27 protein-coding genes and 1 pseudogene are annotated in these 24,093 nt (G+C 69.7%); 12 read left to right on the top strand and 16 right to left on the bottom strand.

Translation table 11 applies throughout. The features are described from left to right. Together JDV09_RS26995 and JDV09_RS26990 are read right to left on the bottom strand one after the other, a co-directional pair. Positions 1–358 (bottom strand): annotated as a pseudogene (locus tag JDV09_RS26995) (hypothetical protein); the annotation flags it as partial. Positions 359–455: 97 nt separating this feature from the next. Then, positions 456–677, bottom strand: a complete 222-nt coding sequence (locus JDV09_RS26990; protein ID WP_255605727.1) for a hypothetical protein — start codon at positions 675–677, stop codon at positions 456–458. Positions 678–905: 228 nt separating this feature from the next. On the opposite strand from JDV09_RS26990, the gene JDV09_RS20660 reads away from it, so the two are divergent. The 3 genes from JDV09_RS20660 (at position 906) to JDV09_RS20650 (ending at position 2,776) form a co-directional block, all read left to right on the top strand. Then, positions 906–1,403 carry a hypothetical protein gene (locus JDV09_RS20660; protein ID WP_221371012.1) on the top strand — a complete coding sequence of 166 codons (498 nt, stop codon included), beginning with the start codon at positions 906–908 and terminating at the stop codon, positions 1,401–1,403. Between the two features lie 105 nt (positions 1,404–1,508). Next, entirely contained in the window at positions 1,509–2,348 is an 840-nt protein-coding gene (locus JDV09_RS20655; RefSeq protein ID WP_221371003.1) for a Tn3 family transposase, read from the top strand. Between the two features lie 56 nt (positions 2,349–2,404). Further along, positions 2,405–2,776 (top strand): group I truncated hemoglobin, encoded by a 372-nt coding sequence (locus JDV09_RS20650; protein ID WP_221371002.1) that lies wholly within the window; start codon positions 2,405–2,407, stop codon positions 2,774–2,776. 6 nt (positions 2,777–2,782) lie between these two features. On the opposite strand, the gene JDV09_RS20645 is transcribed toward JDV09_RS20650, so the two are convergent. Next, positions 2,783–3,526, bottom strand: coding sequence for a glutamine amidotransferase (locus JDV09_RS20645; protein WP_221371001.1), 744 nt, complete (start codon positions 3,524–3,526; stop codon positions 2,783–2,785). A 59-nt stretch (positions 3,527–3,585) separates the two neighbouring features. Here JDV09_RS20645 and JDV09_RS20640 point away from each other — a divergent pair, with 59 nt between their 5' ends. After that, positions 3,586–4,365, top strand: coding sequence for an O-succinylbenzoate-CoA synthase (locus tag JDV09_RS20640; protein WP_221371000.1), 780 nt, complete (start codon positions 3,586–3,588; stop codon positions 4,363–4,365). 22 nt (positions 4,366–4,387) lie between these two features. Here the strand turns inward: JDV09_RS20640 and aceA are convergent, their stop codons facing one another. From aceA to tenA, 6 genes are all read right to left on the bottom strand, one after another. Then, positions 4,388–6,676 (bottom strand): isocitrate lyase ICL2, encoded by a 2,289-nt coding sequence (gene aceA, locus JDV09_RS20635; RefSeq protein ID WP_221370999.1) that lies wholly within the window; start codon positions 6,674–6,676, stop codon positions 4,388–4,390. A gap of 50 nt (positions 6,677–6,726) precedes the next feature. Further along, positions 6,727–7,356, bottom strand: coding sequence for a uracil phosphoribosyltransferase (gene upp / locus JDV09_RS20630; protein ID WP_221371011.1), 630 nt, complete (start codon positions 7,354–7,356; stop codon positions 6,727–6,729). 49 nt (positions 7,357–7,405) lie between these two features. Further along, the gene (locus JDV09_RS20625; RefSeq protein ID WP_221370998.1) at positions 7,406–8,686 is read right to left on the bottom strand and encodes a URC4/urg3 family protein; all 1,281 of its coding nucleotides are present in this window, start codon (positions 8,684–8,686) and stop codon (positions 7,406–7,408) included. Beyond that, positions 8,683–9,957 (bottom strand): GTP cyclohydrolase II, encoded by a 1,275-nt coding sequence (locus tag JDV09_RS20620; protein WP_221370997.1) that lies wholly within the window; start codon positions 9,955–9,957, stop codon positions 8,683–8,685. The genes JDV09_RS20625 and JDV09_RS20620 overlap by 4 nt, the downstream gene beginning before the upstream one ends. Before the next feature lie 73 nt (positions 9,958–10,030). Then, complete coding sequence (locus tag JDV09_RS20615) at positions 10,031–10,834, bottom strand: helix-turn-helix transcriptional regulator (RefSeq protein WP_221370996.1); 804 nt, start codon at positions 10,832–10,834, stop codon at positions 10,031–10,033. A gap of 59 nt (positions 10,835–10,893) precedes the next feature. After that, a complete protein-coding gene (tenA, locus tag JDV09_RS20610; protein ID WP_221370995.1) occupies positions 10,894–11,604 on the bottom strand; it encodes a thiaminase II in 711 nt (236 codons plus the stop codon). Positions 11,605–11,692: 88 nt separating this feature from the next. Between tenA and JDV09_RS20605 the strand changes: the two genes are divergently transcribed. The 4 genes from JDV09_RS20605 (at position 11,693) to JDV09_RS20590 (ending at position 15,618) form a co-directional block, all read left to right on the top strand. Beyond that, positions 11,693–12,385 carry a DUF899 domain-containing protein gene (locus tag JDV09_RS20605; RefSeq protein ID WP_221370994.1) on the top strand — a complete coding sequence of 231 codons (693 nt, stop codon included), beginning with the start codon at positions 11,693–11,695 and terminating at the stop codon, positions 12,383–12,385. Between the two features lie 61 nt (positions 12,386–12,446). Beyond that, positions 12,447–12,944, top strand: coding sequence for a thiol peroxidase (gene tpx / locus JDV09_RS20600; protein ID WP_221370993.1), 498 nt, complete (start codon positions 12,447–12,449; stop codon positions 12,942–12,944). A 192-nt stretch (positions 12,945–13,136) separates the two neighbouring features. Further along, entirely contained in the window at positions 13,137–13,751 is a 615-nt protein-coding gene (ripD, locus tag JDV09_RS20595; protein WP_221370992.1) for an NlpC/P60 family peptidoglycan-binding protein RipD, read from the top strand. Positions 13,752–13,800: 49 nt separating this feature from the next. Then, positions 13,801–15,618, top strand: coding sequence for a fatty acyl-AMP ligase (locus JDV09_RS20590; protein WP_221370991.1), 1,818 nt, complete (start codon positions 13,801–13,803; stop codon positions 15,616–15,618). 10 nt (positions 15,619–15,628) lie between these two features. Here the strand turns inward: JDV09_RS20590 and JDV09_RS20585 are convergent, their stop codons facing one another. Further along, positions 15,629–16,330, bottom strand: a complete 702-nt coding sequence (locus tag JDV09_RS20585) for a CPBP family intramembrane glutamic endopeptidase (RefSeq protein ID WP_308124189.1) — start codon at positions 16,328–16,330, stop codon at positions 15,629–15,631. Between the two features lie 16 nt (positions 16,331–16,346). Then, positions 16,347–16,922: a YdcF family protein gene (locus tag JDV09_RS20580; protein WP_221370990.1), complete on the bottom strand. Its 576-nt coding sequence runs from the start codon at positions 16,920–16,922 to the stop codon at positions 16,347–16,349. A gap of 122 nt (positions 16,923–17,044) precedes the next feature. On the opposite strand from JDV09_RS20580, the gene JDV09_RS20575 reads away from it, so the two are divergent. Further along, complete coding sequence (locus JDV09_RS20575; protein WP_221370989.1) at positions 17,045–17,557, top strand: hypothetical protein; 513 nt, start codon at positions 17,045–17,047, stop codon at positions 17,555–17,557. A gap of 10 nt (positions 17,558–17,567) precedes the next feature. On the opposite strand, the gene JDV09_RS20570 is transcribed toward JDV09_RS20575, so the two are convergent. The 4 genes from JDV09_RS20570 to JDV09_RS20555 form a co-directional block, all read right to left on the bottom strand. Continuing rightward, the gene (locus tag JDV09_RS20570) at positions 17,568–17,999 is read right to left on the bottom strand and encodes an MOSC domain-containing protein (RefSeq protein ID WP_221371009.1); all 432 of its coding nucleotides are present in this window, start codon (positions 17,997–17,999) and stop codon (positions 17,568–17,570) included. A 20-nt stretch (positions 18,000–18,019) separates the two neighbouring features. Further along, positions 18,020–18,754: a hypothetical protein gene (locus JDV09_RS20565; RefSeq protein WP_221370988.1), complete on the bottom strand. Its 735-nt coding sequence runs from the start codon at positions 18,752–18,754 to the stop codon at positions 18,020–18,022. 76 nt (positions 18,755–18,830) lie between these two features. Continuing rightward, a complete protein-coding gene (locus JDV09_RS20560; protein WP_221370987.1) occupies positions 18,831–19,583 on the bottom strand; it encodes an alpha/beta hydrolase family protein in 753 nt (250 codons plus the stop codon). 6 nt (positions 19,584–19,589) lie between these two features. Continuing rightward, the gene (locus JDV09_RS20555) at positions 19,590–21,128 is read right to left on the bottom strand and encodes a class I adenylate-forming enzyme family protein (RefSeq protein ID WP_221370986.1); all 1,539 of its coding nucleotides are present in this window, start codon (positions 21,126–21,128) and stop codon (positions 19,590–19,592) included. 117 nt (positions 21,129–21,245) lie between these two features. On the opposite strand from JDV09_RS20555, the gene JDV09_RS20550 reads away from it, so the two are divergent. Together JDV09_RS20550 and JDV09_RS20545 are read left to right on the top strand one after the other, a co-directional pair. Beyond that, positions 21,246–21,614: a SpoIIAA family protein gene (locus JDV09_RS20550; protein ID WP_221370985.1), complete on the top strand. Its 369-nt coding sequence runs from the start codon at positions 21,246–21,248 to the stop codon at positions 21,612–21,614. Between the two features lie 51 nt (positions 21,615–21,665). Continuing rightward, a complete protein-coding gene (locus JDV09_RS20545; RefSeq protein ID WP_221370984.1) occupies positions 21,666–22,046 on the top strand; it encodes a DUF4267 domain-containing protein in 381 nt (126 codons plus the stop codon). A gap of 3 nt (positions 22,047–22,049) precedes the next feature. On the opposite strand, the gene JDV09_RS20540 is transcribed toward JDV09_RS20545, so the two are convergent. Next, entirely contained in the window at positions 22,050–22,595 is a 546-nt protein-coding gene (locus JDV09_RS20540) for a class I SAM-dependent methyltransferase (protein WP_221370983.1), read from the bottom strand. 53 nt (positions 22,596–22,648) lie between these two features. Between JDV09_RS20540 and JDV09_RS20535 the strand changes: the two genes are divergently transcribed. Then, complete coding sequence (locus tag JDV09_RS20535) at positions 22,649–23,965, top strand: NAD(P)/FAD-dependent oxidoreductase (protein WP_221371008.1); 1,317 nt, start codon at positions 22,649–22,651, stop codon at positions 23,963–23,965. Positions 23,966–24,093: the final 128 nt, after the last annotated feature.

Here is a 24,093-nt window from a genome sequence, read left to right as displayed (position 1 = left end):
GGGTCGGCTTAAGTAACGGAACGATTCCGGGTGTTTTGGTGACTGAATCGCCCTGGTTCTGCCGGAGGCTCGGAATGTTGGATTCCGACCACGGGTTGGTCGCTCCGTTGAGCATCGTAGAACGCGGCCTCGAACTCCGTGGGTGGAATGTCCTTGAGGTAGCCGTGTAGGCGGGCGGGTTCGGTCGATGGCCCGCCGCCCACTTGATGACAGCCTTGTTGAGAAACTCGGTGCCGTTGTCGAAGTCCAAACCGGTTACCTCGTAGGGTAATTCGTCAATTCCAGCCTTGAGGACGCCGAGGATGTGGGTGTGGGCGTTGTTGCGCACGCTGCGGGTGAAGACCCAGCCGATGCGCATGTCGGTGAGGTTGACCGTCCGAGCGAACTCGCCTCTGAGGGTGGGTCCGCAGTGCGCGACGGTGTCGCCTTCGAAGAACCCCGGTGAGTCCTCGACCTCATCGGTTGCCTTGCGGACTTTGATCGAGGACCGCAGCAACGGGGAGGGCGTGGTCGTCGATATCCCTTTGATCTGGTCGCGGGCCTTTGCCGACCTCAGGTAGCAGTCGATGGTGGCACTGCTCCATCGTCAATAACTCGGTGCGCACCTCGGGGCTGTAACGGTCCCGGCCAAACACCAGTTCACCGTGGCGCTCCAGTGCGTCCAGTTGCAGGGCCATCGACGCGGCCAGGTAGCGGCCGCACTGTCCACCCCAGGTCGCCCAGACCTTCTGCGCACCTTCAACGCGTCGTAGGAGTACTTCGGGTTGCGTTGTCGGCGAGGTGACTTGGCGATCTGCCGGCCCGCTCCCGGCGGCTGGGCCGCGGCCGTCAACCGCCGGCGGGCATTGTCACGCGACCAGCCGGTCACCTGCAGCACCCGATCCGGAATCCGGCCCTTGTCCGCCTTGGACGACTTCACATACGCCTTGGCGAACTTCGCGGTGATCTCGGCACGAGACGACATCGACAGCCCACTTCCCATGCCTGATGACGGTCACCGTTTCGCGGGCATTCTTACGTGGTGCACCGAGGGTGTTTCGCGGGCACTTTTCGTGATGTTTGCCAGACCGCGGACAGCGACGCCCGGGCGGTGGAATAATTCCGGAATGAAGACTCCTCTAGCAGTCCGTCGGGCGATGTCCGTGGCCTTTATGGCCGGCATCGGCGCGACATTCGCTCTGGGCGTTGATATCGGTACCGCCAGCGCAGATGATGTGTGGGGCAACCACACCTGGTGTCCCGGGGATGAGATCCCGCAGACGGACAATCCGATCACCTGGGATATGAACGTGTGCCATGACTGGCACTACTTGTCCATGCGCTACGGTGCGCCGACGCCGTACTGGCTGGTCGAGGGCATTCAGCAAAGCGAATGTCCGCCGCTGGCCTTCATGTGCCCGTAGCACGACCAATCGGTAGCGCGGCGCCTACACCTGCAACCTGTAGTACCCAACGATCACCGTGCGCTCCAGGGGTAGCCCAAAGTAGCCGGCTGCGTCGCCGGTGATGTGCGAGACGCTGCGGGCGGCGAATCCCGCAGCGAGGCCGGTCAGACCCTCGCCACGTTCGCGATCTTCAACCTCGCCGGGCCGCAGTTCTCCCCACGCATCCGCGACATCGGCCGACTACAGCTCTACCGACTCGGCCCGGCCGCCACCCGGCGGACCCGGTATCCACGCGCGGGACCGCTACCGGGCCAACCGATCCAAACCCAACTCGTCACCGAGCACTGGAATGACTTGCTCCGGCTGGTCGCTTCCATGAAGTTTGGGCACACCACCGCCAGCCTGCTCATTGCCAAACTGCCTGCCAGCAGCCGACGAAGCAGCCTCGCCAAGGCGTTACACGAGTATGGACGCCTCGTTCGCACCCTATACATCTGCCGCTACGTCGCCGACGAAGAACTCCGTCGGCGGGTACGCCGGCTGCTCAACAAAGGCGAGAGCCTGCACGCATTGCGCCGGAACCTGTTCTTCGCACATCAAGGCCATGTCCACCGTCGCCACCTCGATGACCAGGTTGACCAAGCCCAATGCCTGACCCTGATCACCAACGCCTGCGTGCTCTGGACCACCACCTACCTCGCAGACGCACTTGACGCGCTTCGCCGCGAGGCCCTACCGGCCACTGACGAACTGGCCGCGCACCTGACCCCCGCGCAACACGACCACATCAACTTCTACGGCACCTACTCCTTCGACAGCGATGCCGAACTTCGCCGAGAAGGCCGCCGACCCTACGCACTCCGGCATGACCCGCTCAAAACACCCAGAATCGTTCCGTTACCAAGCCGACCCCCTGAACGAAGAACTCACCGCGCGCAGCTGCCGCCGGTGAGCACACGTTAACGCGTTCGGCAAACGGCGCGGCGCCGCCCGTTACCAACGTCGCCGAGGCTTGCGCCATGAGCATCTTCGATCAGATCGGCGGCCCGCCGGCAGTCACCGCGGCCGTCGACGACTTCTACCGCCGCGTGCTGTCCGACCCGGAACTGGCACCGTACTTCGACGGCATCGACCTCAAGCAGCTCAAGGGCCATCAGCGCGCGTTCATCGCCGCGGCGATCGGCGGCCCCGAACCCTATCTGGGCCGGTCGATGGCCGATGCCCACGCGCCCTTCGACATCGCCCCGGCGCACTTCGACCTGGTAGTCGGCCACTTGGCGGCAACCCTTTCCGACCTCGGGGTGGCCGACGCGACGATCGATGCGATCGGCGCGAAACTGGCTCCGCTGAAGGACGAGATCGCGCCGGACCCGGCCGCCCGCGCCAGCTGAGCCCGGCTACCGCGGGCGGGTGTAGCGTTGCGCGAACGTGCGCATGATCGCCGTCGGATGTGTCACGTCCCGTTGCCGCGCATCCTCTTTGAGTGATTCGGCGGTCTCGGGGGCGAAGTACCCGTGGTTCTTGTAGACGTCGATTCGGGTGCAGATGCCGTTGACGTCGAGTTCGGGGTGGAACTGGGTGGCATACACGTTGGCGCCGACCCGAAAGGCCTGCACGGGGCAGGCCGGTGAGGTGGCCAGCCGGACGGCGCTCGGGGGCAGCCACGACGCGGCCTCCTTGTGGCCGCCGAACGCGTCGAACGTGTCCGGCAGTCCCGCGAACAGTGGATCACTGCGCCCCTCGGCGGTGAGCTCCACCATGACCGCACCGACCGGCTCGCTGTGGGCCCGGTCCACCACCGCCCCCACTGCGCTGCCGAGAGTTCCTACGCCGTAACAACATCCGAGGAACGGGAAGTCGCGTTCGATCACCGCGGCGAGCAGTTCCGCCAGCTCCGACTCGACGCGACGCTGGATGGCGGACTTCGCGTCCTGTTCGTCACTGACGTTGTACGGGCCGCCGCCCAGGACGATGCCCGACCACCGCGTCAGGTCGACGTCCCCCAACGCCCGGTGGGTCAACCGGATCCGGTGCATACCGCCCTCGTCGAGGCCGGCGAACCGCATCATGGCCTGGTACTCATCGTCGGCGGCTTCGTCCTCGCCACGGATCGACAACAGCAGGAACGGGGCATCGGGCACGGCGTACAGGGTAGACGGTCGAGATACCTCCGACGCCCCTCCGATACCGTTGTCGGTCAGTGAGAACACTCATCGACTTCGACGACGCCCCGGTCTTCGCCATACCGACCGCACGAGGCGTTCGGGAGGGCGTGCTCGTGGAGGGCCCCCAGGGCTGGGGCGAGTTCAGCCCGCCCCCCGACGCCGACGACGCACTGGCCGCACGGTGGCTCACCGCGGCGATGGAGCCGAGCACCGTCGGCTGGCCGGACGCGGTGCGCGGCCGGGTCCCGGTCGGCGACGGCGGCCGGCGGCCGGTCGTCGACGTCGGTGACGTCGACACCGCCGTCGCCGCGATCGGACGGTTGGATCCCGCGGCGGTCGAGCTGGTCGAGCTGACCGGACGGGCCGGGGACGTCAAGGCGGTCCGGCGACGCGTCGGGGTGCCGATCGCCGCGGATGCCGCGCTGCTGGCCACCGACCCGGATTGCGCCGACGTCGCCGTGCTGCGCTGTGGCGCGCTCGGGGGAGTACGCCGGGCGCTACGCCGGGCGGAGCGGATCGGTCTGCCGTCGCTGGTCACTTTCACCGGCGCCACCAGCATCGGGCTGGCCGCCGATGTGGCCCTCGCCGCGGCGCTGCCCACCCTGCGGTTCGGCTGTGGTCCGGTGCCCGACTGGCTGGCCGACGCCGACGTCGTCTCCGCCGCCCGGTCGCTGCTACCCGTCGACGGCTTCCTGCCCGCGGCACCGATGCCCGCCGCGCCCGATCCGGCCCGGCTGCGGCGGTTCGCCGTCCAGGATCCCGCGACCGTCGCGCGTTGGCGCGAGTTGCTCCGGCGCGCGGCCGCGGCCCGTTGAACGTGCCGCGCCGCGCCCCGTCCTAGTCTTCCTTCTTGATCAGCCGCGTAAGCGCCGCACGGTCGGGCGCCAGTAGCTCGTCGATCCGCTCCTGGTTCACGTCGGCGACGATGATCTCGCCGACCTCCTGGTAGACGTCGCTGAAGATGCCGTGCGCCTTCATCTTGTCGGTTTGATAGATGTTGTCCTCGGTGGGCGTCACGTAGTAGACGATCTCGGCCTTGAAGCGGTGGATCAGCCAGAGATGGATCAGGTCCATCAGCCGCTTCTGCCGCAGCTGCGGGGCGAAGGTGTTCTGGTCGCGCACGGTCAGGATGCTGCGGCCGTGCCGGTCCTTGATCGGGTCGACCACGGCGTTGGCCAGCGGCTCCTCGCCGTCGCCGTAGATGCCGAGGTCGAGTACGTCGGAGCCGGCCCGCCGGGGGCGCAGCTGCACCCGCAGCCGCTCCGGGATCTCGTAGTGCTCGCTCCACAGCGCCAGCCAGTCCTCCAGCAGCTTCTTGGGCACCTCGGTCTGCACCAGGTGCTGGTGCTGGGTGGATCCCTTGCCCATCGATTTGGTGGTGGCGGTGCGCCCCGATGACGCGGCCAGCGCGGCGTCGCTGCGCGGACCGCCGACCAGGGTCTGCGGGGTGCGGTACGGGGATTCCACCAGTCGCATCTTGCGCTGCAGCCGGGCCAGCGCCAGCATCCCCTCCTGACGCAGCGAGGTGGCGAACTCCTCGGACGCGACGCCGTCCACCTGGTGACCGCCGTAGGTGATGAAGTTGAAGACGAAGCCCATCTTGCCGAGTTCCTCGGGGAAGGCCCGCATCTCCTCGTCGGTCATCCCGGTGGTGTCCCAGTTGAACGACGGCGAGAGGTTGTAGGCGAGCATCTTGTCCGGGTAGACGGCGTGCACCGCGTCGGCGAACTGCTTGGCGTCGGCCAGGTCGGCGGTCTTGGTCTCCATCCAGAGCAGATCCGCGAACGGGGCGGCGGCCAGGGACTTGGCGATCGCGTACGGAATGCCGCCGCGAACCTGGTAGTACCCCTCGGGCGTCTTGGCCCGCTCGCAGTCCCACGCCACGTCGGCGCCCAGTTCCTTGGCCCTCGCCCGGGCCGTGTACAGCGGCGCGCGCTCGGCGAACGTCTTCCATTCGGCCACGCTCATCGCCGACGGCTCGCCCTCGCGCTCACGGAATCCGAGCAGATCGGCGACCGCGCCGCCGTAGGTGTCCAGACCGGCGTCGTCCTGCCAGAGGTCGACGAACCTGGACTCCACCTTGTCGAAGGCCGCGTCGACCGAGGATTCGGTGCCGTCCTGCCAGCCCGCGGCGGTCCGGTCGATCAGCTCCAGCAGACCCTGCCGGTCCAGCCAGGCCTCGGCCGCGGCGTACTCACCCTCGGGCAGCGCGTAGAGCAGATGGCCGTTGAGCTCGGTCACGCCCTGATCGTGGAAGCGGCGCATCATCGCCAGGAAGCAGGCCTTGTACGGCGGGATCTTCAAGTTGGTGGCACCGAGCAGGAACGGCTGGTCGCGTTCGTCGGACCGGCCGTCGATCAGGTTGGCCGCCTCGGCGTCGGTGCGGGCCACGATGATGCCGGGCACCCGCATGATGTCGAGCTGGAACCTGGCGGTGTTGAGCCGCTTTATCTGCTCGTCGGAGGGCACCAGCACCTTGCCGCCCTGGTGGCCGCATTTCTTGGTGCCGGGGCGTTGATCCTCGATGTGGTAGCCCGGGACGCCGGCCTCGACGAACCGGCGGATCAGGTTGCGCACATGGGGATCACCGCCGTGACCGGTGTCGGCGTCGGCGATGATGAACGGGCGGTAGTCGTATTCGGGGGCCGCGCTCTGTTGTTCGGGGGTCATCTTCAGCCGCAGGTACTGCTGGTTGCGGTCGGCGGTCAGCAGCGCACGCACCAGCCCCGCGGCCTCCTCGGGAACCTGGCTCAGCGGATAGCTGGCCAGGTCGGGGCCGGGGTCCTCGCTGATCGAGCCCTTGGCCGAGGTCGCCCAGCCGCCGAGGTAGATCCCCTCGATGCCCATCCGCTTCATCACGACGGCCTGGCCGGGGGAGTACGGGCCGAACGTGGTGATGCTCTTGCTCTTGGCGAACAGCTCGCGCAGGTGCGGATGGAATGCGGTGGCGGCTTCCCGGGCGATCGGATAGTCCGACGGAATGGTGCCACGCTGCTCGGCGACCTGACGCGCCGTGTACAGGCGGATGATGCCCTCGAAGCGAGGGCTGTCGAAATAACGTTGCGTCTCGACGACGTCGCGTTCGAACGGCGTCTGCGGCTGAAGGTCAGCTTCGATGATGGCCATAACTCACACTACGGCGCGTGGCTGTCCGTTGGGTGCCACTCCGGTGGGAATTATTTGGTGCCGAAGATGCGGTCGCCGACGTCGCCGAGGCCGGGCAGGATGTAGCCGTGCTCGTCGAGCTGACGGTCGACGGCGGCGGTGTAGACCGGCACGTCGGGGTGCGCGCGCCCCATCGCGGCCAGCCCCTCCGGGCAGGTCAGCAGGCAGACGAACTTCAGCGACTTGGGCCGGTACTCCCGGATCCGGTCCACCGCCGCGATGGCCGAGTGCCCGGTGGCCAGCATCGGGTCCACCACCACCACGTCGCGCTCGTGCAGATCGCTGGGCATCTTGAAGTAATACTCCACGACGACAAACGTTTTCGGATCTCGGTACAGGCCGATGTGGCCGACCCGGGCCGACGGCACCACCTCGAGCATGCCGTCGAGGATTCCGGTCCCGGCCCGCAGGATCGACGCGAACACCAGCTTCTTGCCGTCGATGACGTTGCCGGTGGTGCGTTCCAGCGGCGTCTGCACCTCGACCTCGTGCATACCGACGTCGCGCAGCACCTCGTAGGCCATCAGCGCCGAGACCTCGTGGACCAGGCGTCGGAAACTGTTGGTGGAGGCGTCCTTCCGACGCATCAGCGTGATCTTGTGCTGGACCAGCGGATGGTCGACGAGATGAACGCCGCCCACCGCCGTCCCGGGTGTCATGTGCTGTGTCATAGCCGTCCTGAAAGCCGTCCTAGAAGACCGTGCCGTCGCTGACGATCGACAGCGGGGGCAACCCGTCGCGCAGCCGGCGCGCCGACGCGCGGCCCGCCTCCCAGGTCCCGCCCTCCAGCACGCAGGCCAGCGGCAATGCGGCGGCCCCGGGCCCGAGCCGGGCGCGCACCAGGGGGGCCAGCTCGTCGAGCAGCGCCACGGTCAGCGCGCGCCACTCCACCACCAGTTCGTCGGCCGGTGTCCAGGTCCGGGCCGTGTCACCGGGGTCGCGCAGGCGCAGCGCCCCACTGTCGAGCAGCAGGCCGCCGTTGCGGTATTCGGGCAGCCCGGTCAGCGCGTCCACGCCCGACACCTGCACCCCGTTCCACCGGAACGGTTCGAGCAACGAGTAGGTCAGCCACTGCGACAGCTTGTGCAGTGGCATCCAGCCCGCGGTCAGCCCGGGACCCGTGACCGCGTCGTGACGCCAGCAGTCGCCGAGCGGGCGACCGTCGATGGCGTTGTCGGACAACCAGATCGGCGACAGCGTCGCCAGCAGGTGGGCGAGGATGTCGTGGGCGTCGACGGCACCCTCGGATCCCCCGGCCGGCACCAGCGCGTCGAACAGGCCGCCGGGGCGCCCCGAGCCTCCGTACACCTCGGGATGCGCGGACAGTGCGGCGCCGAGGCGGCGCAGCAGCTGCACGCGCCCGGCCAGGCCGACCAGTGGGTTCTGCGGTGTCACCTGCAGCACGGCAGCCACCCGGCCCTCGGTCAACGTGCGCAACGCCGCCGCGTCCACCTGCAGGGGGTGCGCCGAGTCGCTGGAGAAGGCGCCTGCGACGAAGCCGTGGAAGCTGGCGACCGCCAGGCCCTCGGACCGGGTGAACCGGGCGGTCGAGCCGCCGTGGTCCTCGACGAAACCCCAGTGCGCACCCGCGCCGGCGTCGAGCAGGACGCTGATGACGGTCAGGTCGATCATCGCCCGGGCCCGCTCGCGCGGCCCGGCGGCCGCCAGCCGGGCCTCGAGTTCGGCGCGCCGGTCCACGCCGCCGGCCTCGAAGTGGCGCCATCGGCTGTGATAGCGGATGTCGAGGTCGGGGAACCTCGCCTTGGTGACCGCAGCGACCTGGTCGGCGGCGGCCTGCAATCCGTCGTCGTGCACGCTGAACCACCGGGACTCGCCGGCTGCCGCCCGGGTGAGCAGCTGTGACGCCCGCCGGCGCACCGCGCCGGTGGTCGAGAGCAGCGCCACCGCCGCGGCCGGGTCGGCGGCCCGGGGATCGGCGCCCGCGTCGACGGCTCCGGACGGCAACGTCATCCGTGCAGCCCCCTGCCCTTGGCCTTCTTCAGCTCCTCGGCATCGGGCACCGCCCCGGGTGTGTAGTAGCCGGCGGCCGTCTTGGCGTCGATCTCCACCTGCGCGTCGGCGGGGACCAGCTCGTCGGGGATGGACACGCGTTCGCCGACCTCGATCCCCGAGCCGGTGATCGCGTCGTACTTCATGTTGCTCATCGACACCAGCCGGTGGATCCGGCGGATGCCGAGCCAGTGCAGCACGTCGGGCATCAGTTCCTGGAAGCGCATGTCCTGGACTCCCGCGACGCACTCGGTGCGGGCGAAGTACTGGTCGGCGGTGTCGCCGCCGGCCTGACGCTTACGGGCGTTGTACACCAGGAACTTGGTCACCTCGCCGAGCGCTCGACCCTCCTTGCGCGAGTAGGCGACCAGACCGACACCACCGCGTTGCGCACCCTGGATGCACTCCTCGATCGCGTGGGTCAGATACGGCCGGCAGGTGCAGATGTCGGAACCGAAGACGTCCGAGCCGTTGCACTCGTCGTGCACCCGCGCGGTCAGCTCGACCGAAGGGTCGGCGAGGTCGCGGGGAGCGCCGAAGATGTAGATGGTCTGCCCGCCGATCGGGGGCAGGAACACCTCGAGGTCCGAGCGGGTGACCAACTCCGGGTACATGCCGCCGGTCTCCTCGAAAAGTGCTCTGCGCAGGTCGGTTTCGCTGCAGCCGAAGCGCTCGGCCACCCCGGGCAGATGCCAGACGGGCTCGATGGCCGCCTTGGTGACCTGGGCGGCCCCGGCGTCGAGCAGCACGCGCCCGTCCGGGATCAGCCGACCCCTGGCGATCGCGTCGGCGAACTCGGGAAGAATGACCTGGGCCTTGGTCACCGCGATGGTGGGCCGGATGTCGGTGCCCGCGGCGAGCCGGTCGGCGAACACGTCGGCGACCATCGCGCCCCACGGATCGAGGCTGACGATCCTCGCGGGGTCGGCCCACTGCGGATACGGTCCGATGACGTCGGTCGGCGTGGTGTTGGTCAGGTCGGCGCGGTGTTCGCGCGACAGCGCGCCCGCTGCCACCGCCAGCGCGCGGTAGACGCCGTAGGCGCCGCTGTGGGTCCCGATGACGTTGCGGTGCGACCGGGTGGAGGTGGTGCCCACCACCGGGCCCCGCTCGGCCGCCGTCGCGGCTCCCCAGTGCAGGCCGGGAGCGTCGCTGCCGCCGCTGTGCGAGGTCAGCCTGATATGTCCGCCCGAGGTCTTGGCGGGTGGTGGCGCGGCCGCTTCGGCGGGCATCGTTCCTCCTCGGCATCTCCTCTTCTGCAGAGGAAGCCGCCAGCATAGCCAGTGCGGCGGGCCCGCGCCCGGTTCAGCGCTGGGCCGGGCCCCGGTCCTGCAGAGCGGCCAGCCGCTGTGCCCATTCGGTGCCCGGGACGGCGTGGAAGACCAGCAGATACTGGCCGTCGGAGTCCGGGATGTCGAAGCGCCTGCGCTGCAGGTGCAACTCACCGACCGCCGGGTGGTACATGTGGGCGGCGCCGGGCGGCATCTCGGCGATGTCGGACCGGGACCACAACGCGCGAAACGGCGGGCTGCGCCGGCACAGCTCGTCGACCAACCCGGCCAGCCGGGGATTCGCCGGGCTGACGGCGGCGATCTGGCGCAGCCCGCCGACGATGCCGACACTGGTGGTCTCCCAGTCGAGATGAAGATCACGTTCGGTCGGGTCCAGGAACAGCCCGCGGACCAGGTTGCCGCCCGGGGTGAAGTTCTTCGACAACGCCCGCGCCGCGGCGTTGGAGGTCAGGCAGTCCAGGTACCGATTCACCACCAGCGCGGGCACCGCGAGCTGGTCGACCAGTGTCACCAGGTCGTCGGCGACCTGGAGGTCCGCCGGGGGAGCGGCGCCGGCCAGGTGATGCAGGTGCGCGGTCCCCGAGTCGTCCAGCCGCAGCGCCTTGGACAGCGAATCCAGCACCTGGGGGGAAGGGTCGCTGACACGACCCTGCTCCAGTCGCAGGTAGTAGTCGGCGCTGACGCCGATCAGCGCCGCGATCTCCTCGCGCCGCAAACCGCTCACCCTGCGCCGCGGACCGGCGACCAGGCCGACGTCGGCGGGCCTCACCAGCCCGCGCCGCAACCTGAGGTAGTCGCCAAGTGCTGAGCCACCCACGGACTCCGAGGATAGGCGGGGTGCGCGAAGGCCGCTCGGTGCCGACGGGGCGGGCCCGGCTACAGCGGCCAGGCCTCGCGCCGGTAGGCGGCGTCGAAGAACAGCCACTCGTAGCGCGCCGTGGTGGCGAAATGCGCGCGGGCGGTCACCTCCTGCTCGGGCGTCAGCGTGGGCCCGACGCGGTCGGCCAGCATCAGCACCTCGGTGACCGTGGCGGCGAAGTCGTCGCCGCCGTAGCTGTCGATCCAGCGCTGGTAGCGAAGATCGACCGAACCCCGTTGCAGCAGTTCCGCGCCCACCTCGGCGTAGATCCAGTAGCACGGCAGGACCGCGGCCAGCCCGTCGGCGAAGGTGCCGCCGTGCGAGGTGGCCAGCAGATAGCTGTTGTAGGCCTGGGTCGTCGGTGTGACGGGGAAGGCGTCGACGTCCTCCGCGGAAAGCCCCAGCGCGGGGAGCAGCTCACCGTGCAGGGCGAGTTCGACGTCGAAGACCTCGGCGGCGTGTCGTGCGAACATCGCGGTGTCGCCCAGGGTGGGCGCCTTGGCCCCGACGAGCGCCAGCGCGCGGGCGTAGGCGCGCAGGTAGTGGACGTCCTGGGCCACATACTGGGCGAAGGCCTCCGGGTCCAGTCTGCCGTCGGACAGCCCGGTGACGAACGGGTGCGCGATGATCGCGTCGTAGGTGGCCCGGATCTCGGCCCACAACCGCATCGACCACGATCCGGGCTCGCCGGTGCCGATGCGCGGAGGTACGGAGTTCGTCGGGGGCATGCCGACCATCCTGACAGCGATGACTATCGGGCACCCGGTCGGTCGATATCCGTACCGACCGCCGAGCCTTCCCGGAAAGGTGACCTCGATGAGCCAACCCACCGCAGTGCCGCCCGTCGTCGACGCCGCAACGTGGCGCGCAGAACTCGACGAACTACGCGCCCGGGAGAAGGCCGCGACCCGGGAGCTCGACGCGATCGCCGCGGCGCGCCGCCGGCTGCCGATGGTCGAGATGCCGGACTACACGCTGATCGGCGCCGACGGCCCGATCCGGCTCGCCGACATCTTCGCCGGAGCATCCCAGCTGATCGTCTACAACCACATGTGGTCCGACGGCGCGGAGTGGCAGTGCCCCGGCTGCACCGGCTTCACCTCGCAGTTCACCCGGCTGGACTTCCTGGCGAGCTACGACGCCCGGTTCGTGATCGTCACCGCGGGGCCGATCGACGAGGCGCTGGCCTACCGGGACAAGGTCGGCAACACGATGGACTGGTATTCGTCGTCGGAGAGCCCGTTCGCCGCCGATGTCGATGCCGCGCCCGGTACCGGGTTCGGGGTCAACGTGTTCCTGCGGGTGGGCGACACCGTCTACCGCACCTGGCACACCAACGGGCGCGGCACCGAGCAACTCGGCCACACCTTCGGTCTGATCGACATCCTGCCGTGGGGCAGGCAGGAGGTCTGGCAGGACTCGCCCGAAGGGTGGCCGCAGCGGCCGACATACTCGGGCTGGCCGGGGTCGGAGGAGGTGGCGAAGCGGTACGGTCCGGCTCGGCCCTGACCGCCGCGGCGTCGCGACACCCCCGCGCGACGCCGGATCGCGCACTTGGCAGACTGTCGGCATGGCACAGATAACGCTGCGTGGAAACCCGATCAACACCGTCGGAGAACTGCCCGCCGTCGGCTCGCCCGCACCCGGCTTCACTCTGACCGGCACCGATCTCGGCACCGTGACCGACGGTCAGTTCCGCGACAAGGCGCTGGTGCTCAACATCTTCCCGTCGATCGACACCCCGGTGTGCGCGGCCAGTGTGCGGACCTTCAACGCGCGGGCCGCCGAAAGCGGTGTGTCGGTGCTGTGCGTCTCCAAGGACCTGCCGTTCGCGCAGAAGCGATTCTGCGGCGCGGAGGGCATCGAGAACGTGAGCTCGGCGTCGGCGTTCCGGGACGGCTTCGGCGACGACTACGGGGTCACCATCGTCGACGGACCGATGGCGGGGCTGCTCGCCCGCGCGGTCGTGGTGGTCGGGGCCGACGGCACGGTCACCTATACCGAACTGGTGCCCGAGATCGGTCAGGAACCGGACTACGACGCGGCGTTGGCCGCGCTCGGCTCCTGACCCGACAGGCACCCTAGAGGGTTCCGGGCGGGCGTAGGTCACCGTTCGATCCCAGTACCGCATCTCCTTGATTCGGCGTCCTGCGACGACGTCTGCACACCCCTTCCGGTGGTGTAGAAGTGGTCATAGTGACTGTTGTTAATCAATGAGTCCGGCGCCGGTGCGCCGGTGTCTGGAAAGCGGTGAAGTCCAATGCGACGCCTCGGTGTGCTCGTCATGGGTGTCCTCGTCACGGCTCTTGCGCTGCTGGCGCCCACGTCAGGGCTTGCGACGGCCGACTCCACACGGTCGGCGACCAATCAGAAGGCGGTCGAGATCGTGATCGCCCGGGCGATGTCGCAGCGGGGTGTGCCGTTCGCCTACGGCGGCGGCGGTGCCTCGGGGCCCAGCAAGGGCACCGTAGCTGCGCCCGTGCCCGATCAGGCGGAGAGCGACGCCGCCGCACTGGACATGACGCCGGGGCTGAACCTGCCCAGCGTGACCCCCGACGTGTCGGTACCGGCACCGGCACCGGCGCCCCGGGTCGAGGTCGTCGGCTTCGACGCCTCGGGGCTGACCGTCTACGCCTACGCCGGGGTCGGGGTCAAGCTCCCGCGGTCCTCGGGTGAGCAGTACAAGGTCGGGCAGAAGGTACTGCCGGCCCAGGCGCTGCCGGGCGACCTGATCTTCTACGGGCCCGAGGGCACCCAGAGCGTCGCGCTGTTCATCGGCAACGGCCAGATGGTGGAGACCACGGACAAGGGAGTGGCGGTCTCGCCGGTCCGCACCAACGACATGACTCCCTTCCTGGTGCGCATCATCGCCTGACCCGATTCACGCCCAAATCACCCGGAACCGCCCCGCCTAGACTCAAGCCATGGTGCGCGGGGGCAATCGGGACGTCGCCGCCGGCGACGGGCTCCTGCAGATCGAGGACTGCCTCGATCCCGACGGCGGCATCGCGCTTCCGGCCGGGGTCACGCTGATCTCGCTGATCGGCCGCGCCATCGCCAGTGTGGGGGACACCGTCGCCTACCGGTACCTGGATTTCAGCGGGGGCCACCACGTTTCCGAGATGACCTGGAACCGGCTCGGCGAGCGGATGCGCGCGATCGGCGCCCACGTGCAGCGCGTCGCCGCGCGCGGTGACCGGGTCGCGATCCTGGCTCCGCAGGGGCTGGAGTACATCTCGGGGTTCTTCGCGGCGATCAACGCCGGCGCCATCGCGGTTCCGCTGTTCGCCCCGGAACTGCCCGGGCATGCCGAACGGCTCGACACCGCGCTGCGCGACTCCGAGCCCGCGGCCGTGCTCACCACGGCCGCGGCCCGGCCCGGGATCGAGTCGTTCCTCGATGGCCTCGCGGCGCCGCGCAGGCCGGCGGTCCTGGTCATCGACGACGTCGCGGACACCGCGGCCGAGGACTTCATCCCGACCCGCATCGGCATGGACGACATCTCGCATCTCCAGTACACCGGGGGAGCGACCCGACCGCCGGTGGGCGTGGCGATCACCCATCGCGCCGTCGGGACCAACCTGCTGCAGATGATCCTGTCGATCGACCTGCTGGACCGAAACACCCACGGGGTCAGCTGGCTACCGCTCTACCACGACATGGGTCTGTCGATGATCGGCTTCCCCGCCGTCTACGGCGGTCACTCGACGCTGATGTCGCCGGCCGCTTTCATCCGCAGGCCGCTGCGCTGGATCGAGGCCCTCTCCGCCGGGTCGAGCACCGGCCGGGTGGTGACCGCCGCCCCGAACTTCGCCTACGAATGGGCGGCACAGCGCGGGGTGCCCGAGGCGCAGTCCGGAATCGACCTGGCCAATGTCGCGATGATCATCGGCTCCGAGCCGGTCAGCATCGGCGCGATCGACACCTTCACGAAAGCATTCGCCCCGTTCGGCCTGCCGCGCACCGCGTTCAAGCCATCCTACGGGCTGGCCGAGGCCACGCTGTTCGTTTCCACCGTCGATCCCGGCGCCGAGCCCAACGCGGTACACCTGGATCGCCACGAGCTGGCGGCGGGACAGGCGGTGCGGGTGGCTGCCGACGACCCGGCCGCGGTCACCCATGTGTCGTGCGGTCACATCGCACGCAGCCTGTTCTGTGCGATCGTCGATCCGGTGACCGCAGCCGAGCTGCCCGACGCACGGGTCGGTGAGATCTGGTTGCAGGGCGACAACATCGGCCAGGGCTACTGGGGTCGGCCGACCGACACCGAGCGGACCTTCGGGGGGCGGATCCGCTCGCTCCTGCCGGCCGGCAGCCATGTTTCGGGCGCCCGCACCGACAGGACGTGGTTGCGCTCGGGGGATCTCGGGTTCTATCTCGACGGTGAGCTGTTCGTGACCGGGCGTCGGGCCGACATGGTGACCGTCGACGGACGAACCCACTATCCCCGGGACATCGAAGCCACCACCGCCGCGGCGTCGCCGGTCGTTCGACGGGGCTATGTCGCGGCATTCACCGACGATCGCGACCGGCTGGTGATCGTGGCCGAACGCGCGGCCGGCACCGCCCGGGCCGACCCGGCGCCCGCCGTCGACGCGATCACCGAGGCGGTACGCGAGCAGCACGACGTATCCGTGGGCGACGTGCGGATCGTGCCCGCGGGCGCGATCCCACGGACCACCAGCGGCAAACTGGCCCGACAGGCCTGCCGCGCAGCGTATTTGGACGGCCTTTTCGGCTGACCGGGGTCGGTCACGCCGGCACCGCCCCGGCCACGGTGAACATCAGCACGAGGCCCGGCAGCAGGTTGGTCACCATGTGCGCGATCATGCTGGCGGGCAGATTCGCGGTGAGCAGCCGGGCCAGCCCGATCGGGATCGCCACCACCAGCAGCAGCGGGATCCGGGTCCACTCCAGGTGTGCCACGGAAAAGACCACCGTGGTGACGATCAGCGCGACCCAACGTCCCCATCGCTGATCCACCGCACCCCAGAGCAGCCCCCGGTAGACGATCTCCTCGCAGATCGGGGCCACGACCACCACCACGAGGAAGACCACGATCGCCCACGCCCAGGTGCTGCGGATGTCGCCGAACACCTCGCCCGCGGCGGAGTTGGCATCCTCACCGACCACCGAGACCCACAGCGCGGCAGCCGGAATCGTGACGAACAATCCGCCGATGCCGAACAGCAGGCCCACCCCGGCCGCCCGCCAGGACCACCGCAGGGAAAGGTCGACGGTGGGCCCGTTTCCGCGCAGGGTGGTGATCAGCACTGCGACCAGGGCTGCGACGACCGTCGGCCCTGCGGTGCCGAGCACCACGGCCAGCACCCGCTCGACCGCCCGCCCGGCGAACGCATACGCCAGCGCCAACGCCAACAGCAGGTAGACCGACTCCACGACGAGGAAAGCGCCCAACCCCCAACGATGGCGACGATCGAGGTTCGCGTCCACACCCAGACGCTAACCCTCAGCCGATCGCGACGAACGGGCTCATGGCATCGCGCGCGAACTGGGCGACGTTGACCGACGGATCGCCGTCCGGATAGCTCACCGTCGCCAGCACATTCCCGCCGGCGTCGGCGAAATTGCCGTCGGCACGGTCCTGATGGGTGGACGACGTGACCAGGATGATGCCGGACGTGCCCGCAGCGCGTGCCAGCGGCACCGATAACTGGGCGTTCTGCACGGTGCTGTTGGCCCTGTCCTCGACGATGATCCGCTGATCCGGGAAGCCCAGCAGCAACAGCATCTTGCGCATCTGTCCGGCCTCGGTGTTGCCGTTGCGGGGATTCCCGCCGGTGACGATGATCGGGGACTGCGGGAAGAACTGGGCCACGGCCAGGCCGGTGAGGACCCGGCGACGCAGGATCATGCGCATCGTGCCGTTGTCGTTGAGGCCGTACCCGAGGATGACCACGGCGGGTTTCGAGAAATCCTTGACCGGGGCCGCCCGGGCGGCCCCGGCCTCCGCTCCCTCGAGGACCAGCGCAACACACAGCACCACCGCGGCGAGCACCGCTTTCCACCGAACATGTCGAGTCATCGGTGAATTCATCGCCCTGGCCGATCGAGTCATTACAGTCCGGTCTCGAACCACCAACGATGCAGTGATCATCGGCGTTCGGCGATCGCGCGATCCGCCCCGACGTGCTCTGGTGGACAGTGATGACCTGCCACCGCGTGCTCCGATCCCACACCCGCGCACCGGCCGCCGCGGCGACCGGCATTCTGCTGCTCCTGCTCGCCGCACCGGCCGCCCGGGCGGTGCCGGACACCGACAGCGGGGGCTACGTCGACTCCACCGCCCGGTGCACCTCACCGGACACCGTCGTCGTCTTCGGCAGCACCGGCACGTCCAGGGTCGCGATCTGCCGCAGCCCGGACGGCGACTACGAGTACCGCGGAGTGCGCGTCCGCGACGGCGCCCGGCTCATCCTGCCGGCGTCCCGCTCGTCCGACGGCGCCTACACCGCCAGCAATGACGGCATCGAGTACATGGTGACTTCCAGCGCGTTGGTGATCAGCTCGGGCCATCGGGTGATCCGCGACGAGAAGATGATCGACTTCCACACCGCGGGCACGGCGTCGGGCACGACAGGGGCCCCGGCCGCAACATCGACACCGACGACGCCGCTGCCCCCTCCGCTGCCCGCCGAGGAAGGCGGCGACGGGAGCTGACCGGCGGGAACTATCCGGCGGGGACCACCCCGTCGCCGACCGTGATGCGGCCCGACGTGAGAACCCGGAACACCGTGCCGGCACGTGCGCGCAGCGCCGCTGCCGCTCCCGGCCCGATCCCGTCGTCGAGAAGCCGGCAGGGGGCTGCCACCCGCACCACCTCGAGTTCCACCGCGCCGACGCGCACCCGGCTGCCCGGCCTCGTCGGGATCTCCCCGGCGTCGACGGTGATGTTTCGCCGCGTCGCACCGGGGTCGATGTCACGCCCCAGCTCGGCCGCCGCCTGATCGAGCGACTCCCGCGACTGGATGGTGACGTGGCGGTGCCTGGCGCCGTGGTAGCGGTCGCCGACGAGCCCCCTGCCGGCCTCGGCGTCGACCGAGTCGACCGAACGCATCGGCACACCGCGCCCAGGGGAGACGTGGATCGCCAGGACGCGCATGACAGGCACGGCGCAGAAGTCTATGTTCGCTCGACCCCGCGCGGCAGCAGCGAGATCTTCTGCCAGATCTTGTTGGACAGCTCGGTGGTGAGGGTTTCGACGTAGGACACCGTTTCGAGCACGACACCATCGGTGGTGTGCTCGGCGCACAGCGCGGCGGTCTTGGCGGTCAGGCTCAGCATCTCCGAGCAGTAGTCGAGGTAGTGGTACAGCTGGTCGGCGTCGAGGCCGTGCGGCACGCTCTCCGACGTGGGTGAGTAGGACGGGTTGACCTGTTCCGGATCCTTCGACAGCTGATGCATGTCGATGACGTGGGCGAGGGAGCGCAGGCGGTGCAGCAGCCGCAGCAGCGCGCGCCTTTCCAGTCGTTCCGGAAACGCCCACAGGAACACCACCGCGATGGCGGCGAACACCAGGTCGTTGATCACGCTCTCCACCAGGGGCACCCAGTCGGCGGAGTTCGCCAGGCCGTCGAGGACCGCCGAGCGCAGGCTGAACGCCAGCGCGCCGAGGGTGGCCACGATGATCGTGATGCTCGTCGCCCGGGCCGCCAGCGTCGTGCGGCGCAGTCGCAGGTGCGACTGGCTCGCTTCGTCATCGACCAGCACGACCAGCCGGCCGAGGTCGCGCGACGCCTTGGTCAGGCCGCGCTCACCGAACCGGGCCTCGATCCGGCGCTGCAGCTGGGCGACCGTCGCGCCGACGTGTCCGGCCGCCAGCTGGACCTCGTCACCCGACGGGCTCACGTGCGTCACGCCATGACTGTAGAGGCCGTCCCTCGGAAAACCTTCGATGCGGCCGGCGGGGCCGACGGGGCCCCGCTCCCGGGTCTCACAGGTACTGATCTGCCCAGGCACTGATGATCCGGGCCGCCCGGGCCGCCTGGTTACGGCCGGTGAGCAGATGGTCGGCGCCCTCCAGCGAGATGAAATTGCGCGGGTGCCGCGCGGTACGGAAGATCTCGCTGGCGTTGGCGATGCCGACGGTGTTGTCGGTGGGCGAGTGCATCACCAGCAGCGGGCGGCGCAACGTCATGATGCATTCGCGCAGATCCGCGGTGCGGACGTCCTCGACGAAGTGGCGTCGCAGCGTCAGCGCCTTTCCGCCGATCAGCAGCTGGGCCTCGCCCTCGGCCTCGATCCGGCCCACCAGCGCGTCGTAGATGTGTTCGACATGGCCGGGATCGAACGGTGCACCGATGGTGACCACCGCCGCCGCCGTCGGGCAGGCGTGCGCCGCGGCGATCACCGCGGAGCCGCCGAACGAATGACCGACCAGCAGGCGAACCTCGCGCCCCGAGTCGTTCATGAACTGCACGGCGCGCGCGATGTCCGCGACCTTGTGGGAGAACGATCCGTCGCCCCAGTCGCCTTCCGAATGTCCCAGGCCCAGGGCGTCGAAGCGCAGCATGCCGACACCCTCGCGGGCCAGTTGCTTGCAGATCCGACTGGCCGCCGGGCTGTCCTTGCCGAGGGTGAAGCCGTGCGCGAACACGCCCCAGCCGCGCAGCTCGCCCTCGGGCGGGTCGATCAGCCCCGCCAGCGTGGGCCCGGTGGTGCTGGGGAAGGTGATGCGTTCGGCCACAGCAGTTCACCCCGAGTTCTCGATCACCCATGCGCGCAACGCCTTCCGGTCCAGCTTGCCACTGGGCAGCGTGGGAATCTGCGCGCTGGACACGACGGTCCACCGGGTCGGCACCTTGTAGGACGACACCGCTTCCCCGGTACGCCGGGCCAGCGAGTCGACGTCGAGAGCGGGCCCGACCGGCACCACCACCGCGCAGACCTCCTCGCCGCGTTCGGGGTGATCCACGCCGACCACGACGCACTGTGCGACATCGTCGAATCCCTCGATGACCGCCTCGACCTCCAGCGGGGACACATTGGCGCCCGCGGTCTTGATCAGCTCGCCGGTGCGGCCGACGTAGAACAACCGCGGATCGCCGGGCCTGCGGAACACCCGGTCGCCGGTGTGATACCAGCCGTCGGCGTCGAAAGTCTCGCCGCGCTCCTTCTTGTTATAGCCGGCCATCACGCCGACGCCGCGGACCAGCAACTCGCCGACGGCGCCGACGGGCACCGGCGCCCCGTGCTCGTCGACGATCCGCATCTCGGTGTAGGCGAAGCCGCCCGCCGTCTCCGACATCGTCCGGTGGATCGGAAACCCTTCGGGCACATCGGTCATCGCGATGTCGAGCGGACCTTCGCGCAGCATCGGGGCGGCGGACAGATCCCGGTCGGCGAAGCTGGGGTGCTCGCGGATGCGCTGGGTGAAGGCCGGCCATCCCACGATTCCGGTGGCCCGCTCGGCCTCGGCGAGATCGAGGGCGGTACCCGCATCGAGGCGGGGCATCACCAGCAACGTGACCGGTTCGTGCAGCGCCCCGGTCACGGCCAGCACGCCGCCGATCCAGAAGAACGGCATCGCGCACAGGATCACCGGGTCGGTGGAATCGGTGATCGCGCGGATCGCCGCCGGCCAGGTCGACGTCTGCCGGACCAGCGTGCCGTGGGTGTGCAGGACGCCCTTCGGGTCGGCCGTGGACCCCGAGGTGTGCACCATGATCGCCAGATCGGCGGCCGAGACCTCGTCCTCGGCGGCCGCCAGCACCGCGGCCGGCACCGACCCGGGATCGTCATCGAGGTGACGGGCGGCCCAGCCGGGCCCGTCGTCGCCGATCAGCACGATTTGCCGCAGGAACGGCGCGGAGGTCAGGGCCAGCCGGCCGGCGCGCTGATCCGGCAGCTCCGGAAACGCCGCCTCCAGCCGGTCTGCGACATCGATGCCGAGGACCCGGTCCGGCGCGACCAGCAGCCCGATGTCCGCCAGCCTGACCACCTTGGCGATCTCGGCGGGACGGTAGAGGGTGCTCAACGGCACCGCGACGGCGCCGACCCGCGACACCGCGAGCCACCAGGTCACCCAGTCCGCGCCGTTCGGGAAGAACAACCCCACCCGGGTGCCCTTTCCCACCCCCTGCGCGAGCAGGCGGCGGGCCACCACGGCCGAGCGCCGGTCCGCTTCGCGGTAGGTCAGCCGCTCGGCCGGGCTGACCAGGTAGGTGCGATCGCCGAACTCCCGCACGCTGTGCGCGAGCAGCCCGGGGACCGTCAGTGGGGTGGGGTGCACACCCCGATCTTCTCCAAGTGGTCGATCGCGCACCGAGGCGACCCCGCACCTGCCGGGCAAAACCGGATTCCACACCGGACGGATGTGCCAGACTCGTGGCGATCGGGAGGAGGGGCCATGATCGAGGTGCTGTCCGACATGCCTGACGGGGTGGTCGGAATCCGGGTGTCGGGCCGCGTCGACGGTGGCGAGCTGCGCGAGTTCCGGCCGAAGATGGAATCGCTGGTCGGTTCCGGTGAGATCAGGATGGTCGAGGTGATCACCGACGACTACCAGGGCTTCGGTCCGGGCGGCCTGGTCGAGGACATGAAGATGGGTTTCGGCACGCTGATCAAGCATCATTCCGCGTTCCGGCGCGTCGCCGTGGTCTCGGACAAGGAGTGGGTCGCCCACGCGTTGCACGCGTTCGCCTGGATGGTTCCCGGCGAGCTGGCCGTGTTCCCGCTCGACGAGCTCGACCAGGCCAAGACGTGGGCCGCCGGCTGAGCATCACGAAACCCGCTCTGGCGGAGGCGTTCTCCGCGTAGGGTGCCCGGCATGACCATGGACCGTGCAGCTTTGGCAGCCGGCGCGCTACGCCTGGCATCGGGCGTCTCGTTCCTCGTCGATCCGGTCCGGGCCAACGCCTGGTGGGGCGATCCCGACGAGCCACCGCCGACCGCCCGCCTGCTGCTGCGCTCGATGGGCTACCGCGACGCACTCATCGGCGCGATGTTGGTGTCGTCGGCGCTGCGCGGACGAGACACCCGGGGCTGGTTTCTGGGCTCGGGTGGGGCCGACGCCGCCGATCTGTGGGGCGGCCTGAGCGTGCACGACCGGCTGAGGACGTCGCAGAAGCTGATCGGGCTCGGGGGAGCGGTGATCGGCATCGGCGTCGGGCTGTGGGGAGCCACCCGCCGGCCGGCCGAGGAGCCCTGAACCTCAGCGCCGTGCGAGCAGCCAGGCCTGCCCGTCGCCCTCGGCGGCGGTGATGACGTCCAGCGCGCCGAACGCCCGCTCCAGTTCACCCGCTGCGGCGCGGAACGGCCCGGGCTCCGCACCGACCTCGCTGAGCACCCCGACCGCCAACAGGGCGCCGGGCGCCAACCGCTGAATGATCGCGCCGTCGAGGTCCGGGGCGCGGAACCTGCTGCAGATCAGCACATTCACCGGCGGTCCCGGCGGCAGCCCGCCGTCGAGGTCGACGACGTCGAATCGGCAGCGGGCGGCCACCCCGGCCCGTTCGGCGAGGCTGCGCGCATGCGCGATCGCCACACCGGAGACGTCGCAGCCCTGCACGGACATGCCGCGGCGGGCCAACCACACCGCCGCCGAACCCGATCCACAGGCGACGTCGAGTGCCAACCCGGCGGTGGGGAACAGATCGGCGAACGGCGCCAACGGCGTGGGCAGTCCGACGTCGTCCGGCGACATCGGCGCCCGATCGGCGTACCGCCGATCCCAGCGGATGCGATCGGCGTCGGACATCATGCCAGCGTAGGAGGTGCCCGACTAACCTCATGGTGGTGGGCGACGGCCGAATGAGGGTGCTGATCATCGGGGGCGGGTTCGGCGGCCTGTTCTGTGCGCGCCGCCTTGCCGGCGTCGACGTCGACATCACGCTGCTCGACCGTTCGGCCGGGCACCTCTTCCAGCCGCTGCTCTACCAGTGCGCCACCGGAACCCTGAGCCTCGGGCACATCAGCCGCCCGCTGCGGGAGGAGTTCGCCCGGCAGCACAACGTCACGCCCCTGCTCGGCGAGGCCGTCGAACTCGACCCCGGTCCGCGCCGGGTGACCGCCCGCCGCCCGGACGACTCCACGTTCACCGTCGACTACGACATCCTTGTCGTGGCGGCCGGCATGCAGCAGTCCTACCTCGGCAACGAACAGTTCGCGCAGTGGGCACCGGGGATGAAGACCCTGGATGACGCGCTGCTCATCCGCCAGCGGGTGTTCACCGCGTTCGAGATCGCCGAGACGCTGCCGCCGGGACCCGACCGTGACGCCTGGCTGACGTTCGCGGTGTCCGGCGGTGGCCCCACCGGGGTGGAACTGGCCGGACAGATCCGCGAAATGGCCAGCCGCACACTGGCCAACGAGTTCCATAGCATCGAACCCGAAGAGGCCAGGGTGCTGTTGTTCGACGGCGCTGACCGCGTGCTGAAGAGCTTTGCGCCGGATCTGTCCAGCAAGGCCACCGAAACCCTCGAGCGGCTCGGCGTCGAGCTGCACCTGGGTGTGCACGTCACCGATGTGCGGCGCGACGGTGTGACCGTCACGGCGAAGACCAGCGGCGAGGAACGGCGGTATCCGGCGCGCACCGTGCTCTGGACCGCCGGGGTGGAGGCCGTTCCGTTCGCCCGCCACCTCGCCGACGTGCTCGACGTGCCGGCCGACCGGGCGGGCCGGATCGCCGTGGAAGCCGACTTGTCGGTGCCGGGCCATCCGGAGATCTTCGTCATCGGCGACCTGGTCGGCCGCGACGACCTGCCGGGTGTCGCGGAGAACGCCATGCAGGGCGGCCTGCACGCCGCCGCCTGCATCCGGCGTGACCTGCAGGGCAAGCCCCGCCGGCCGTACCGGTACCGCGATCTCGGGTCGGCGGCATACATCAGCCGGGGCAACGCGGTGTTGCAGCTCGGGCCGCTGCGGCTGGCCGGACTGCCCGGGTGGCTGGCCTGGGGCTTCATCCACATCGCGTTCCTCACCGGGGTGCGCAACCGGGTCAGCACGGTGGTCACCTGGCTGGCCACCATCGCGCGGCCCGGCCGCTTTCACCGGGCGTTCATGCTCGGCAGCGACACCGCCCAGGAGCAGCGCTACACCTGGTCGGCCCGCGACGACGAACCGGGCTGACCGAGCGGCCCTCGGGCGGCCGGAGCCACGGTCAGAATGAGGGGACATCGGCCATCGATCGCGGTCCAAAGGTCCTCTATGGGCCCGCGCGTCGTGCGATGACGCGCCGTTCGCCGTAACGTCGATAC

Origin of the sequence: Mycolicibacterium xanthum (assembly GCF_019710635.1) — a bacterium.
Lineage (GTDB): Bacteria > Actinomycetota > Actinomycetes > Mycobacteriales > Mycobacteriaceae > Mycobacterium > Mycobacterium xanthum.
The sequence above is the reverse complement of the archived record's forward strand: the minus strand, read 5'-3'. Positions and strand labels throughout refer to the sequence as shown.

Excerpts from the sequence above, each read along its gene's own strand:
- JDV09_RS26990 (WP_255605727.1), bottom strand. The coding sequence starts at position 677 with ATGGCCCTGCAACTGGACGCACTGGAGCGCCACGGTGAACTGGTGTTT.
- JDV09_RS20650 (WP_221371002.1), top strand. The coding sequence starts at position 2,405 with ATGAGCATCTTCGATCAGATCGGCGGCCCGCCGGCAGTCACCGCGGCC.
- aceA (WP_221370999.1), bottom strand. The coding sequence starts at position 6,676 with ATGGCCATCATCGAAGCTGACCTTCAGCCGCAGACGCCGTTCGAACGC.
- JDV09_RS20625 (WP_221370998.1), bottom strand. The coding sequence starts at position 8,686 with ATGACGTTGCCGTCCGGAGCCGTCGACGCGGGCGCCGATCCCCGGGCC.
- JDV09_RS20620 (WP_221370997.1), bottom strand. The coding sequence starts at position 9,957 with ATGCCCGCCGAAGCGGCCGCGCCACCACCCGCCAAGACCTCGGGCGGA.
- tenA (WP_221370995.1), bottom strand. The coding sequence starts at position 11,604 with ATGCCCCCGACGAACTCCGTACCTCCGCGCATCGGCACCGGCGAGCCC.
- JDV09_RS20605 (WP_221370994.1), top strand. The coding sequence starts at position 11,693 with ATGAGCCAACCCACCGCAGTGCCGCCCGTCGTCGACGCCGCAACGTGG.
- tpx (WP_221370993.1), top strand. The coding sequence starts at position 12,447 with ATGGCACAGATAACGCTGCGTGGAAACCCGATCAACACCGTCGGAGAA.
- ripD (WP_221370992.1), top strand. The coding sequence starts at position 13,137 with ATGCGACGCCTCGGTGTGCTCGTCATGGGTGTCCTCGTCACGGCTCTT.
- JDV09_RS20590 (WP_221370991.1), top strand. The coding sequence starts at position 13,801 with ATGGTGCGCGGGGGCAATCGGGACGTCGCCGCCGGCGACGGGCTCCTG.
- JDV09_RS20580 (WP_221370990.1), bottom strand. The coding sequence starts at position 16,922 with ATGACTCGACATGTTCGGTGGAAAGCGGTGCTCGCCGCGGTGGTGCTG.
- JDV09_RS20575 (WP_221370989.1), top strand. The coding sequence starts at position 17,045 with ATGACCTGCCACCGCGTGCTCCGATCCCACACCCGCGCACCGGCCGCC.
- JDV09_RS20570 (WP_221371009.1), bottom strand. The coding sequence starts at position 17,999 with ATGCGCGTCCTGGCGATCCACGTCTCCCCTGGGCGCGGTGTGCCGATG.
- JDV09_RS20550 (WP_221370985.1), top strand. The coding sequence starts at position 21,246 with ATGATCGAGGTGCTGTCCGACATGCCTGACGGGGTGGTCGGAATCCGG.
- JDV09_RS20545 (WP_221370984.1), top strand. The coding sequence starts at position 21,666 with ATGACCATGGACCGTGCAGCTTTGGCAGCCGGCGCGCTACGCCTGGCA.
- JDV09_RS20540 (WP_221370983.1), bottom strand. The coding sequence starts at position 22,595 with ATGTCCGACGCCGATCGCATCCGCTGGGATCGGCGGTACGCCGATCGG.
- JDV09_RS20535 (WP_221371008.1), top strand. The coding sequence starts at position 22,649 with ATGAGGGTGCTGATCATCGGGGGCGGGTTCGGCGGCCTGTTCTGTGCG.